This window comes from Devosia crocina, from assembly GCF_900116545.1.
GTDB classification, from domain to species: Bacteria; Pseudomonadota; Alphaproteobacteria; order Rhizobiales; family Devosiaceae; genus Devosia; species Devosia crocina.
In genome coordinates, this window is record NZ_FPCK01000001.1 from 581140 (window position 1) to 595454 (window position 14315).

Below are 14315 nucleotides of genomic sequence, written 5' to 3' on the forward strand. Positions count from 1 at the left end.
GTGGTCCGGCGCCCCGTCCGCCTCTATGTTTTCAGCCTTGCCGCCATGCTGGTGCCTGCGCTCGCCCAGTTCGTTCTGTTCGCGATTTATGCCCGCGTACTGGGGCTTGAGGCCTATGGTGTTTATGTGGCGCTCCTCAGTTGGGCGCCGCTCTGCTTCGAGCTGGTCGGCTGGGGTGCGGGAGATTACCTCGTCAAGCGGACGACCCAGAATCCCCTCAGCTTTTCCGCAGCCCGCGCCCATATGCGGAAGATGCTCGGTCTGACCATTCTTCCCGCGGCCGCGCTTTTTGCGCTCGCCACCGCGCTGGTGATCGGCGACCGGATCAGCCCCGCCATCATCTTTGCGATCGGCCTTTGCGAGCTCGGCGGTTTGCGGCTCATCGTCAATGCCGAACAGAGCGCCCTCGCCTTGGGGCGCCTCAGTCATGCCAATCGCTTCCGTCTGATGCAGGCCCTGCCGCGCTTGCCGGCCGTTCTCCTTGCCCTACACTTGGGCTTTATCTCGCTCGAAGCCCTGGCTCTCGCAAGTGCCGCAGGTCTTCTCGTCACAGGCTTGGCTGCAGCAAGCATCGCAGCAAAACTCTATCCGCCCGCCCCGTCCGGGGCCTTGCTGGCCGAGGGTCTACGTGACGGCACCTGGTTCATGGGCAGCCAGATGGTGCGGGCAGGCCAGCACAATGTGGATCGCGTGGTGCTGAGCGCCCTTGTCGATCCTGCGACCCTGGCGCTTTATGGCGTGGCCCAGCGCTTCGTGCAGATGGGGCTCTTGCCACTTCAGGCCGTATTGCGTCTCACCTATCCGCGCTTCTTCGCCGAGGGCAGGGGCGGCATGGCCCCCACGCTGCGATTTGCCCTCATCATCCTGCCGGTCGTGCTTCTGGTGGCGATAGCGTCAGCAGGTGGCCTCCTGGTCGGCGGCATGGCTATTCCGCTTCTTCTCGGCGCCCAGTTCGGGCAGGCAACGCTTTATCTCGCCCATCTGGCACCGATACTCGTCCTTTTTGCGCTGCAGTCGCTGACCGCCGACGCGCTGTCGGGAGCCGGTTATCTCCGGGCTCGCACCCTGCTGATCGCACTTGGTGTGGGCCTGCAGGCACTGGGCTTCCTGCTCTGGCATGAGGGCCTTGAGATCGTTCTTGCAAGCTATGCCGGGCTTGCTGCATCGGTGCTGCTCACCGTCTCGACGGTGCTTTTGATCGTCCGGGCTGAAAGCCGCAGGCGCCTGGTCGTGCCGGCATGATCCCGGGCGGCACCACACGCCTTCCCTGGCTCGATTGCGCCAAAGGGCTCGGGATCGTCCTTGTCGTGTGGGGCCACGTTCTGGCCTTTTCCGGCTGGCCACTCGCCGAGCAGTTGAAGGGCTTCATCTATGCCTTCCATATACCGCTCTTTTTCCTTCTTGCCGGTATGACTTTGCATGGAAGGCCAATTGCAGCCTTTGCCATGCGCAAGCTCACCGCGCTGCTGCTGCCCTATCTTGGCTTTTTGGTGCTCCTGGGCCTACCCGCCCTTGCCGTATCGGCGCTCCATGGTCCCGTGCCGGCGCTTGGCATCGACCGCTGGTCCATACTCCTGGCCAAGCTCGTCCTTGGCGGCAGTGTTTTGAGCGGCATGTTCGGCACGTTCTGGTTCGTTCCCTGCCTTTTCGGCGGACTTGTTCTGGCCCAGGCCGCGCTCCACATGGGGTCTCCCGCGCGACACATCTTTGTGGGCTTCCTCGTTATCGGCGCCTATGCGCTTCCGGCTCTGCTGCCTGAAGCCACCATGGTGCTGGGGGTGGGCAGCATGCCCATGGCGGCGGTCCTCATTCTCGTTGGTTTCTGGGCACAGCGCAGAGGAGCACTCAACCCCCTGTGGATCGCGCTTTCGGCACTGGTCCTGGTGCCGCTCGCCCTCCTCATGCCGCCGCATACCGACATGAAATTCGGAGATTTCGGTGTCCCCCTGCTGGGGGTCGCCACCGCCATCGGACTTGCCTTCGCCACCATGCTGCTTGCGCGCCTCGGCCTTGGCGTCCCGCCCCTTCGGGTTGTGCTCGCCTTTGCTGGCCATAGGTCGCTGACCATCATGTATCTGCATCAGGCCGTTCATCTTGGCCTGCGCCTTGCGGGCGTTGAAAGCGAGCCGATCCTGATCCTTCTGGCGCTTCTCGTCCCGGCACTGCTCCATGACGCCTTCCTGAGTGCTCGGCATCGCGCAAGGTCCCTCGCTGCGCCTTTCCTGCCGCTGCACGCCCGCGTGACCGGACCGGTACCGTAGGGTCCAACCGCGCAACTATCCCCGGCTTGCCGACCCCCTCCTAAAATTGGTTTCCGACGAAATCAGGAGGATGTCATGCCTTTCGCACCCGGTGCAGGTGTTCAAGCCTATTCCATCTTTTCCTCTTCTGGAGCGAGCTGATGTTCGGCCTCGGTCTTGGACTGAGATCGTCCACGCTCGCTTTGCCGGCACTGCTGGTCCCACCCACGCTCCCACAGGGGCAGAACTACCTCACATGGAGAGGACGCTCCTTGCTGTTCCGCTCCCGTCCACTCATTCACCAGGTGTCATGATGGCTCAAACCACCGATCTTGCCGAACTCGGCGCCGAGCAATCGGCCTTCTTTGCGCTGCTGCGCGAAGGCTATCCCCTGCCTGCCAATGCTGCGCTGTTCCCGCTCGGGTCCGCTCAGTATTTTGGCCAGGTTGCCACAAATTGCCGCCTCGCCAATGCCAAAGCAGGCAGCAACAAGGGTCTCAGCGCCCGCAATCACCACAGGGCGCGCGGCGCGGTCACCGAGATCGCCATGGTCCTGCCCAACTGGTATGTGGAGCGCTCCGGCGCCAAGTTCGAATATCCCAATGTGGCCGGCTCCATCGTCGGCGCGTCAGTCGAATATCCCGCCGGCACGTTCCACCGGCTCAAGTTCGATGATGCGGTGCGCGGGCTCGTGCCGGGCGGGTCCTATCTCGTCTCCGACTTCCTTGCGCTCAACATTCCCGATGGCGCCGAGTTCTGGACCAATATCTGGGTCTCGGCCGGCGCTACGGTGATCTTTTACAATGGGGCCACCGGCCAGGTTGCCGGCAATGGGGAGCGCGCCAATGTGGGCACGGGCGAATTGCCCGATTATACGCTTGCGCCCCACACCGGCACTGCCCAGTCCTTCGGTTTCTGGCCGCTCGCCCTTCTGGGCCGCACGCGCGGCAAGGCCACCGCCATTTTCGGCGATAGCCTCGGCGAGGGGGTCGGGGATAGCGCCGATGCATCGGACCATGTCGGCATGATCGCGCGCGCCCTGGGTAATCACCATGGCTACGTCAACCTGTCGCAAAGTGGGGACCGGCTGCAATTGGCACTGCAAAGCCATTCCAAGCGTCTCTCTGTGCTCGCCTATGTGCGCAATGCAGTGTCCAGTCTTGGGCTGAACGATATTGGCTCGGGCCGCAGCCTCGTCCAGGTCCAGTCAGATATGCTGGCCTTCTGGCGCATTCTTGCAAGCCGAATGCCCGCAGGCGGCCGCGTGTTCCAGACGACCATCACCCCGAGCACCACCAGCACCGACAGCTTCGCGACCCTTGCCAATCAGGCGCCGTCCCCCGGCTTCGTCCTGTCCGGGGCAGGCACGCGTGAGCGCCTCAATGACTGGTTGCGTGATGGCGCCCCCATCGTCACCGGCGTGTCGGCAGCGCCCGGCGCTGCGGCAATCAGGGCAGGCGAGGACGGGCATCCCCTGTCAGCGGTTTTCGATGTTGCCGACCAGGTGGAAAGCGCCCGGAATTCGGGCCGCTGGAAGGTCGATGGCACAGCTGGCAAGTGGACCACTGACGGAATTCATCCCTCAACCTACGGCTATGCCGCGATTTCTTCGTCCGGAGTAGTTGATCTCTTCAGCCTCGTGTGATTACGTAAGTAAATAAACGTTAACTCTTCCGAAGGGAGTGGCTGCGGCCACTCTCTGCAAGCAAGTCGATCCGGTTTGCTCACTATAGTTTTGCTTCTTGCCTAAAGGCGTTGCGGCCTTAAGTTCTCGATCTTCCTAATCTTGCCTCAGCGCCATGCGGAGAAGCTATCTCCCATGGCCGCCGGCACGGTGTGCCTGCGAAAAAGCTCTAGCCTTGATCTCCTCGTGTCGAAATCGAAGTGGGATAGCCATGGTCAAAACTGCCCTTGTCTGCGGTGCCGGTGGGTTCATCGGCCATCACCTTGTCGGCCGCCTCAAGCGCGAAGGCTTCTGGGTCCGCGGTGTGGATCTGGTGCCGCCCGCTTTCAGCCAGACCGAGGCGGATGACTTCATGCTCGGCGATCTGCGCGATCTCTCGCTTGTTGATCGTGCACTCGATCGGGACTTCGACGAGGTCTATCAGCTTGCCGCCGACATGGGCGGAGCCGGCTATATCTTTTCCGGCGAGCATGATGCCCGGATCATGCACAATTCCGTTCTAATCAATGCCAATCTCGCCGATCTCGCGCAGCGACGGGGCATTCGGGGCGTCTTCTACTCGTCCTCGGCCTGCATCTATCCCGCGTACAATCAGAGCGCGCCTGATACGCCCAATTGCGCCGAAGCTTCCGCCTATCCCGCCGCGCCCGACAGCGACTATGGCTGGGAAAAGCTCTTTTCCGAGCGTCTCTATCTCGCCTATAATCGCAATCACGGCATGGCCAACCGTATCGCGCGCTACCACAATGTCTTCGGCCCCTGCGGCGCCTGGATGGGCGGCCGCGAAAAGGCGCCCGCTGCCATCTGCCGCAAGGTCGCTATGGCCACCCATCACGGCGACATCGAAATCTGGGGCGATGGCCAGCAGACGCGCTCGTTTCTCTACGTAGACGAGTGCATCGAAGGCACGCTGCGCCTTGCCCGCTCCGATGTCGCAGAGCCGGTCAATATCGGTTCGGACGAGATGGTCTCGATCAACCAGCTCGTCGACATGGTTTGCGCGATTGCCGGCAAGACCCTGCATAAAAATCATATCCCCGGGCCATTGGGCGTGCGTGGCCGGAATTCGGACAATCGCCTGATCGAGCAACAACTGGGCTGGCGTCCGAGCCAGAAGCTGCGCACCGGTCTTGAAAAGACCTATGGCTGGATCGAGAGCCAGGTCCGCGCCCTCAATCGCGCCGCTGCCTGAAGGCCATGCGCGTGCTCTTTGCCACCACCGTGCTGCCGCATAGGCAAACCAGTGGCGGAGAGATCGCCAGCGCCGCCTTTGTCCGGGCCATCTGCGACGCTGGGCACGAGGTGACGGTTTTCGGCTACCCTCGAAACAGCCACACGTCCCCTCCGGGCTCCGTCCCCATGCCCGCGCGCGCCATCGAAACCAGGAATGCCGGGCTCTCTTCATTCACTTGGCTCGCCGGCGCCCTTGCCACAGGCCGCCCCTATGTCTGCGAAAAGTTCCGCTCGCCCCTTTATCTCGACCGGCTCCTGCGCGCCGCGCCGGCCGATCTCCTGGTGATCGATCACGCGCAGATGGGCTGGCTTCTCCCCATGGCCCGGCGTCTCGCCCCCCGCCTGGTGGTCATCGCGCATAATGACGAAGCAGCGCTTTATGCCCGGCAGGCTGAAATCACGTCCAATCCCCTCAAGCGGGCGCTGCTGCGCCGCGAGGCGCGCCTCCTCGGTCATCTTCAGACCGCACTCGCCCGCCGTGCCGATCAGGTCTGGACGCTTTCCAGCACCGATAAAGCCGTCTTCGACCGCCTCGGCACGGCAAAAGTGCACGCCATGCCGCTGCCGGCACGTCCCGTCCCCGCTTTTTACCCGGTTCCGCAGACCGCCGATATCGGCCTCCTCGGCACCTGGAGCTGGGATGTCAACCGCGCGGGCCTGCGCTGGTTCATCGACGAAATCTATCCCCGCCTGCCGTCCCATCTGCGCATTCACGTCGCCGGGCGCGGCTCAGAAATGGCGAATGGGGCAGGGCCGAACCTGCGCGGCCTCGGCTTTGTCGAGGACCCCGTCCACTTCCTGCGCAGCGTCGGCGTGCTTGCGGTTCCGACCACCGCTGGTAGCGGCATTCAGCTCAAGACGCTCGATGCCATTGCCGTTGGCACGCGGCTCGTCAGCACCCCTTTGGGCCTGCGCGGCATTGATGCCGTGCCAGTCTTCGTTGCCAGCGCGCAAACCGCGCCCGAATTTGCCCGCTCCCTCCTTGCGGCCTTGGCGGCACCACCCGTTGCCCGATCCGCCGCCACCGCCTGGGCGGAAGACCGGCACCGGCGCTTCCGCGCCGCCATCAGTCAAAGCCTTTCGGCACTTTCGCCCACGCGCCAGCCGGCCCTTGCCTGATGAAGCCGCGCGTACTGGTGTTCACCGAAACCGCGCTCGCCCTCACCGAAACCTTTATCGCCGCCCATTGCCGCGCCCTCCGCCGCTATGATTTCACGCTTCTGGCCCTGTCCCGCAGCGGGGATCATCATCCCGAGGTCGAACGCACGGTGCTCTGGAACAATCCGCCCGGCCGGCGCGCGCGCATTGCCTATCGTCTCGGCTTCTGCCCCCCGCTTGAGCGTCTGCTTGCCGAGATCAAGCCCGATCTCATCCATGCGCACTATCTGACCAATGGTGCCTTCATTCGCCCCTTTGCGGTGCGGCTCGGCGTGCCGTTGCTCGTCACCGCCCACGGACACGACGTTGCCGTCCGCGCTTCGCTCCGCTCGCCCTATGCTCTGTCTTTTGCGCTGGCGCGACGGGCGCTTGTGCGCTCGCCCGCCCGCATTCTTCCGGTGTCCGATTATCTGCGCGGCCGCGTCCTTTCGCTCGGCTTCGATCCCGCGCGCGTGCGCACCCATGCTCTCGGCATCCCGCTGCCCGCCAAGGGCATAGCCGATGTCGCATCCGCCCCGCCGCGCATCGTTTATGCCGGCCGCCTCGTTGCTCAAAAAGGGATCGATGCGGTGCTCGAAGCCTTCGCGCTGGTCCTCCGCTCCCGTCCCGATGCGCAACTGCACGTGGTCGGCGATGGTCCCCTGCGCCCCCTCGTCGAAGCCCACGCGGCTCGAAACCGCGGGATAACCTACCACGGCCCCAAATCGCCGGCGGAAACGCAGGGGATCATCGCCACGGCGCGCCTCTTCACCCTGCCAAGCCGCGAATTGCCAACGGGCCACTCCGAAGGATTGGGTCTCGTTCTCCTTGAGGCGCAGGCCCATGGCATTCCCGTTGTCACTTCGGATCGGACCGGCACGGCGGAAACCCTTCGCCATGGCGTGACAGGTTTTGCCATCGATCCCCACGATGTCTCCCGTCTTGCCCAAGCCTATCTCACTCTCCTCGATGATCCCGCTCTCGCCGCGCGCATGGGCGCTGCAGCCGCCCGCCACATGCAGGATCGCTTCGATATCCGGCACTGCTCTGCCAATCTTGAGCGCATCTATGACGGCGTGCTCGATGCGCATGGGGCAGGGGCCACTCCATGAGCGCCGAGACTATCCACCTCGCTCTGCCCCGCACCGGGCGCATGGTGCACCGCCCGAGCCAAAGCCTTCTGGTGCTGCTTGATCGAGCCTGCCTCTTTCTGGTGATCCTGTGGCTATCCCGCGCCTGGTATTTCCCCTCCTCGATCACCACGGATGCCGCGCCCGGCATAAGGGTGATCGATCTCGCCTTTCAGGCCGCCTGCCTTTACGGCGCGCTGCGTCTTCTGATGCTCCGTCCCACAGCCGTCGTTCTTGCCGAACCGCTTTTTCTCCTCTTTCTCCTGCTCGGTGTCAGTTCGCTCCTCACCACCAGTGCCTTCGGCAATACTTTGGGCATGGTGCGCACGAGCCTGCTCTTTTTCGCCACCTGCATCTTTTTCCGTTATCGCTTCCAACCTCCCGACATTTCGCGCACGGTGCTCGATCTGCTTGGCGCGCTCCTCGTCCTCTCTGTCCTTGCGGCACTGTTTATTCCGTTCGGCACCATGCAGGGTTTCGATGCCGGGCGTTGGAAGGGCGTGTTCGGCCACAAGAATGCCCTTGGCCAATGCGCCGCCTTTTCGCTCATTTTGCTGTGTGGTTGCTGGCGCAGTCGCACGGCACCGTGCCGGCGAGACTGGGTCTTCGGCGCTGCAACGCTCGCCTGCCTTGCCGGTGCGCAGTCGGCGACGGCGCTCGGCGTCGCAGCGCTGGGCCTTGGGGTCCTCGCGTTGAACCGGCTGTTCTCCCGGGCGCGGGTGCCCTGGTCCGTCGCCATGGCAAGCCAAGTGCTCCTCGCTGCGGGCGCCGTCCTGCTTCTGCCCAGCGTCCTCGCGCCTCTCGCCCAGTTGCTGGGGCGGGATATCACCTTCACCGGACGCACCGAAATCTGGGCGCGGTTCCTCGATTTTGCCTGGCAGCGGCCATGGACCGGCTGGGGTTGGGCGACCATCGACAGTTCCGAACACATGCTGCCCCTTGTTCGCCTGGCGCTCGGCCTGCCCACCATCCAGACGCCTCATAGCGGCTATCTCTCGCTCTTCGTCGAGCTGGGGTTGCCTGCGCTCATGGTCTATTGCCTCTGGCTCCTGTTGGTCTTTTTCGGCAGCACGCGTCGGGCGCTGCTGCGCCTTGATCCCGTCTGGTCCCTGCGGGCTGCACTCGCTGCCGGGCTGGCGCTCCTCAATGGCTTCGAGAGCACGGCCCAGGCCTCGCCATCGCTCTGGCTCTTCGCGCTGCTGGTCATCGGCACGCGCAAAAGGGTCATTTGGCGCTGAATTGCTGGCGTGCAATCGCTCCTATGGCCCATTCGTCACTCCTGCGATATCATCTGGGGATCATGCAGGTGAGACAAGGCAAGCGAGAAATGCTTGAGCGGGCGGGCCGGCGAGCATTGGCGTGGTCGGGACGCTATCCGCGCGGCGCCGTGGTGGTCGTTCTGGCCCTTGCAGCCTGGCTTGCGGTCTTCGGCCTCTTCAACCTTTTCCGCCTCGTCTTCGTGGCGCTCCTTGCCTGAAGTGCCGTGATTCAGCGCCGTCTAGTCTACCATCGCCGTTTCCGTCCGGATCAGCGTGGCGATTTCGCTGCGGCACGCGCCGCAATTTGTGCCGGCCCTGGTCGCCGCACCCACCGCGTCGAGGCTTTCGGCGCCACCGCGCACCGCCGCACGAATCGTGTTGCGGCCGACCCCGTGGCAGGCGCAGACGATCGGGCCCCTGTCAGGCATATCGGCGCCCGGTCGACCTGCAAGGATCCTGATCCCGTCGATCTTTTCCGCCTCGAGTTGCCCCACCACCCATTCGCGCGCCACCAGCACCGGGTCCGGCGACACGAAGAGAGCGAAGGCGAGCCTGCCGTTTCTCACCCCGGCAAAGCTGCGGCGTCCTGCGTGCCGGTCCCCGACGCTCAGCCTTTGCACATCCGTACCGTCGCCAAATCGCTCGGCAATCCAGCCCTCCCAGTACGCGGGCTCCTCTTTAAGGGCAAACTCGCCCCTGACACCGCCCGCCGCTTCGGCCCAGGCCCAGTAATCCATGTCGAGGCGCGGTCGTTCGGTCGCGACGAAAAAGCCGTGGAGCGCGGTGCGCCAGGGCTCGACCGTGACCGTGCTCATCTTGAGGGCCGGCTGACCCGAAACAGGGTCGATCTGCGGAGCAACAAGCGCATCGACGCGCCCGCTTGATGCGAATTGCCCGGTCCAGTGCATGGGCACGAATACATTGCCCGGCTGCTGCCTTTCTGTCACCAGCGCCCGCACCACTGCTTCCCTGCCGCCTCGCGCGAGCCGCACAAGGCTTGCCTTGCGGATCCCGAGACGTCGCGCGTCCTCGGGGTGGATCTCGACAAAGGGCTCGGCAAAGTGGGCGGAAAGGCGCGCCGTTTTGCCGGTCCGCGTCATCGTATGCCAGTGGTCCCGGACCCGCCCGGTATTGAGCATCAGACGACCCGGCACCCTTGTGATGGGAGGAGGGGGCGTAATGGGCAGCAGCCTTGCCTTGCCGTCCGGCGTATAAAATTCGCCACCGGCAAAAAGCCGCGCCGTCGGCGTCTCGCGCACCGGCCACTGGGTGGGGTCCATGGTCTCATACCCACCCGCAAGCAGTCCCGAGATGTCGAAGTCGCGCTTGCCCCCGTTTTCAAAGCCGGAAAGAAGAGCATGCTCTCTAAAGATCTCGCCCGGGCTGTTGTAGGGAAAGGCCTTGGCAAACCCCATGCGCCGCGCAACCTCGGTGATCATCCACCAGTCTGGGCGTGCTTCTCCGGCCGGGGCGAGAAAAGGCCGCTGGCGCGAGATGCGCCGTTCAGAATTGGTCACCGTGCCGTCCTTTTCGCCCCAGGGGGCGGCTGGCAACAGCACATGGGCCAGTTCGGCTGTGTCGGTGCGCGCCGTCATGTCCGAAACGACCACAAATGGGCAGGTCTTGAGGGCGTCCCGCACCCGATCGGCATCCGGCATGGACACGACGGGATTGGTCCCCATGATCCAGACAGCCTTGATACGCCCCGCCGCCATGGCATCGAACAGTTCGACGGCCCGCAGTCCCGGCTTCTGCGCCATCCGTTTTGCGCCCCAGAACCGCCCAACCCGATCGATGGCGTCCGGAGTGAAATCCATATGCGCTGCGAGCATGTTGGCAAGCCCGCCCACCTCGCGCCCACCCATGGCATTGGGTTGTCCCGTTACCGAAAAAGGCCCCATGCCCGGCCGTCCGATGCGCCCGGAATAAAGGTGGCAATTGATGATGGCATTGACCTTGTCGCTGCCGGTCGCCGATTGGTTCACCCCTTGGGAATAAACCGTCACCACATTTTCGGTGCCCACGAACCAGCTGTAAAAGGTCGAGAGATCGCGTTCCGCAATGCCTGTCGCTTCGGCCACGCGTGCGAGGTCCCAGTTCCGCACGGCAAGGATCGCGGCTTGGCTGCCAAGGGTATGCGCCGCCGCATAGTCGGAACCGCTATCCCTCGTCGCCAGATGCTGCAATAGGCCGGCAAAAAGGGCGATATCTCCATCGGCGCGGATCGGCAGATGGAGATCCGCCCCATCGGCTGACACGGTCCGGCGGGGATCGACGACGACGATGCGCATGTCCGGCCGCACCGCCTTGGCCGCCATCAGGCGCTGGTGCAGTACTGGATGGCACCAGGCAAGGTTGCTGCCCACCAGCACCACGAGATCGGCCAGTTCGAGGTCGCGATAATTTCCCGGCACCGTATCGGACCCGAATGCGCGCTTGTGCCCGGCCACCGAGGACGCCATGCAGAGCCGGGAATTTGTGTCGATATTGGCACTGCCGACAAATCCTTTCATCAGCTTGTTGGCGACATAATAATCCTCGGTCAGCAATTGCCCCGAGCCATAGATGGCAACGCTGTCCGGCCCGAACTGCCGGATCGCTGCTGTGAACCGCTCTGCCACGAAATCGAGTGCCTCGTCCCACCGCACCTCCTGACCCTCGATCTGCGGATGCAGCAGCCGATCCCGCAGCGACAGGGTTTCTCCCAGCGCCGCGCCCTTGGAACAGAGCCGGCCGAAATTGGCCGGGTGATCGGGATCGCCTGCAATCGTGACGCTCCCATCGGCCTCTGGCCGGGCGAGCACCCCGCATCCCACTCCGCAATAGGGGCAGGTGGTGCGCACCGTCTTCTGCGCTGAATCGGTCACGAAGGTTTCCGTCATGGCGCTCAACCCGGCAGGCTGCAGCGGCCGCCATAGGGCTCAAGCGCCGCACTGTCGGCCAGCCCTCGGCCAAAAATCATCAGCTCGCGTATCGGGGCGGTATCGGCCCCCTCGCGCACGAGATCGAAAAACCAGGATCCATCCGTCACGTCGCCATAAAGCACGGCGCCGAGGAGGCGCCCGTCCTTGAGCACCAGCCGCCGATAGGCGCCGGCCGCTTCGTCCTGCAAGACGATATCCTCGCGATCCCCCGCTCCGGCAAAATCGCCCGCCGAAAACACCGAAACCCCTGACACCTTGAGCTGCGTCGCCGTGCGAACCGGCCGGAACGTGGCCTCTCCTCCGTGCAGTCGGGCCGCAGCGACCCGCGCCATGTCGTAGAGCGGGGCCACAAGCCCATAGCACACGCCATCGTGCTCGGCGCATTCACCGAGCGCCAGAACCGCAGGGTCCGATGTCGCCATGCCATCATCGACCACGATGCCGCGCTCCACATAAAGCCCCGCATCCGTCGCCAGCCGCGTCTCTGGCCGGATACCGGCTGCCATCACCACCAGGTCCGCTTCGATCACCGAACCGTCTTCAAGCGCCACCGCTTCCACATGCCCGCTCCCCAGGATCGCCCTGGTTGCGGCACCCAAGACGATGCGGATGCCCCGCCGCTCGAACTCGCGAGCCAAAAGCGCGGCGGAGGCCGGATCGAGTTGCCGGTCCATCAAATGCCCCTTGAGATGAAGCACCGACACCGTCATGCCCCGCTGGTGCAGGGCCGCCGCGGCTTCAAGGCCCAAAAGGCCACCTCCGATCACCACGGCGCGCCGCCCCGGCACCTGCGCCACTCTCAGCATGCGCTGGAGATCATCAATGTCTCGAAATGCGGTCACGCCGCGCAATCCGATGCCGGGCAGGGGCGGCATGGCCGGGGCCGATCCCGTCGCGATCACCAGCCGGTCATAGGGCGTCGCCCCGCGCCGTGAGATCACCTGCCGCTTTCCCCGGTCGATGGCGGTCACCGCGTTCCCAAGATGCACGGTGATCCCCCGCTCGCGATACCAGTCCGGCCCATGCGTCACGATTTCGTCCAACGCCATCTCCCCCGCCAGAACGGGGGAAAGAAGGATCCGGTTATAGGTGCCCAGCGCCTCGGCACCGAACAGCGTAATCTCAAACCGCTCGCGGTTCCTCTCGGTCAGATGCTCGAGAAAGCGTCCCGACGCCATTCCCGCGCCGATCACCACAAGCTTTTCCATTCTCACCTCGCCGATTCCGCCCGCTGGAAACGCAGAAACAAAAAAGCCGCCATTGATCTGCCGGCCCGCTCGGGCCGAAGGTCAATGGCGGCTGTGCCTGCGCCCATCATTGGACGCCTGTGATCATCTCACGGTCGCAGTCGATGCATGTTCCATGCCAACCCAAACTCACGGGAAACCCTGCTTCCTCCCCTCCGCACACCAACCATTTCGCCCAAACCGCAGCGCCCTGCGTAAAGTTTGGGCAGTACGCGCGCCCGGTACGAAAAGGTTTCCGCGCCAGAAGGCGCCTTTGGTTGGCCGTGCCTTGGCGCAGTGGACAGTCTCGGCTAGGAACCGGCCATGATCTTCTCCCGCTTTTGGTCGCGCCTTCATCCGGCCCTTGTTTCCGTCAGTCCAGCCGAGCGCCTCCGCGCCGCCATCGGCGCCCTTCTTGGCATTCTTGCCATTGCTGGCCTGGGCTTTCTCACTGCCGCCCATCTACATGTGCCGCTGCTGATCGCGCCGCTCGGCGCTTCGGCGGTTTTGTTGTTTGCGGTTCCGGCGAGCCCTTTGGCCCAGCCTTGGGCGGTTCTCGGGGGTAATGGCATCGCGGCTGCGATCGGGGTCACCAGTGCCCTCTTTGTGCCTCAGGAAGCCCTCGCCGCAGCACTTGCGCTGGGGGCCGCCATTCTCGCGCTCCTCAGCCTCAAATGCCTTCATCCCCCCAGCGGAGCGGTGGCGTTGACGGCAGCGATCGGCGGTCCCGCCATTCATGATTTGGGCTATCTCTTCGTGCTCTGGCCGGTGCTCAGCGGCTCGCTTGCCCTGGTGCTGGTGGCAACGCTTTACAATCGCTTGACCGGCAAGCCCTATCCGCATGCCATCCAGCCGCATCTTCCCACCGCCACCCCGCTTCCGGGCGGTGGCCTGGGCGTCACGGTGCATGATCTTGCTTCCGCCATTCGTGAACGCGACGAAATCGTCCCCGTTGATCCCAACGATCTCGAAGAGGTGTTGCAGCGCGCTGAAATCCTGGCTTTCGCCCGGCGCTCCGGCGGAGTCGTTGCCGCAGCGGTCATGGCGCAAAAAGTGGCCAGCGTGGCGCCGAGCACCTCGCTCCGGGTAGCCCTGCGCCTTCTGCGCAGCAATGGCATCAAGGCCTTGCCGGTAGTCGATGCAGAGCGCCGCGTCGTGGGGATCCTCACCCAGACCGATCTTCTCGACAAGGCCGATTGGGGGCCCTCGGCCACCGGCTCAGGCCTTGGCTGGCGCCTGCGCTCGATCAACAATTCGGATCGCCCCCTTCGAGGCAAGGCGCGCGATGTCATGACGCCTTCGGTACGCACGGTCCTTGCCAACACGCCCATTGCCCGCATCGTGCAGGTGATGGCCGAAACCGGTCATCACCATGTGCCCGTGGTCGATGCGGAAAGCAGGCTCGTCGGCATGGTCACCCAGTCCGATGTGGTTGCCGCCCTGTTCCGGGTCAATGCCGCAGAACTGGCGCTCAGCGCCTGA

Annotated in this window: 11 protein-coding genes; 9 read left to right on the plus strand and 2 right to left on the minus strand. The window is 64.3% G+C overall.

The features are described 5' to 3' along the window. The 8 genes from BM364_RS02680 to BM364_RS18295 all read left to right on the plus strand — a co-directional run bounded on the left by BM364_RS02680 (position 1) and on the right by BM364_RS18295 (position 8901). Positions 1–1242: a lipopolysaccharide biosynthesis protein gene (locus BM364_RS02680; RefSeq protein WP_139232459.1), complete on the plus strand. Its 1242-nt coding sequence runs from the start codon at positions 1–3 to the stop codon at positions 1240–1242. Next, positions 1239–2261: an acyltransferase family protein gene (locus BM364_RS02685; RefSeq protein ID WP_092420558.1), complete on the plus strand. Its 1023-nt coding sequence runs from the start codon at positions 1239–1241 to the stop codon at positions 2259–2261. Before BM364_RS02680 ends, BM364_RS02685 begins: the two co-directional genes overlap by 4 nt. Before the next feature lie 292 nt (positions 2262–2553). Continuing rightward, positions 2554–3885 carry an SGNH/GDSL hydrolase family protein gene (locus BM364_RS02690; protein ID WP_175528432.1) on the plus strand — a complete coding sequence of 444 codons (1332 nt, stop codon included), beginning with the start codon at positions 2554–2556 and terminating at the stop codon, positions 3883–3885. Between the two features lie 250 nt (positions 3886–4135). Further along, positions 4136–5116: an NAD-dependent epimerase/dehydratase family protein gene (locus tag BM364_RS02695; RefSeq protein ID WP_092420563.1), complete on the plus strand. Its 981-nt coding sequence runs from the start codon at positions 4136–4138 to the stop codon at positions 5114–5116. 11 nt (positions 5117–5127) lie between these two features. Continuing rightward, positions 5128–6276: a glycosyltransferase gene (locus BM364_RS02700; RefSeq protein WP_175528433.1), complete on the plus strand. Its 1149-nt coding sequence runs from the start codon at positions 5128–5130 to the stop codon at positions 6274–6276. Further along, a complete protein-coding gene (locus BM364_RS02705; RefSeq protein ID WP_092420569.1) occupies positions 6276–7406 on the plus strand; it encodes a glycosyltransferase in 1131 nt (376 codons plus the stop codon). The genes BM364_RS02700 and BM364_RS02705 overlap by 1 nt, the downstream gene beginning before the upstream one ends. Next, complete coding sequence (locus BM364_RS02710; protein WP_092420572.1) at positions 7403–8662, plus strand: O-antigen ligase family protein; 1260 nt, start codon at positions 7403–7405, stop codon at positions 8660–8662. Before BM364_RS02705 ends, BM364_RS02710 begins: the two co-directional genes overlap by 4 nt. A gap of 68 nt (positions 8663–8730) precedes the next feature. Then, positions 8731–8901, plus strand: a complete 171-nt coding sequence (locus BM364_RS18295; RefSeq protein WP_210186376.1) for a hypothetical protein — start codon at positions 8731–8733, stop codon at positions 8899–8901. 21 nt (positions 8902–8922) lie between these two features. On the opposite strand, the gene BM364_RS02720 is transcribed toward BM364_RS18295, so the two are convergent. Next, the gene (locus BM364_RS02720; protein WP_244542750.1) at positions 8923–11550 is read right to left on the minus strand and encodes a nitrate reductase; all 2628 of its coding nucleotides are present in this window, start codon (positions 11548–11550) and stop codon (positions 8923–8925) included. Positions 11551–11570: 20 nt separating this feature from the next. After that, entirely contained in the window at positions 11571–12815 is a 1245-nt protein-coding gene (locus BM364_RS02725; RefSeq protein WP_092420581.1) for an NAD(P)/FAD-dependent oxidoreductase, read from the minus strand. Positions 12816–13157: 342 nt separating this feature from the next. On the opposite strand from BM364_RS02725, the gene BM364_RS02730 reads away from it, so the two are divergent. After that, complete coding sequence (locus BM364_RS02730; RefSeq protein WP_092420584.1) at positions 13158–14315, plus strand: HPP family protein; 1158 nt, start codon at positions 13158–13160, stop codon at positions 14313–14315.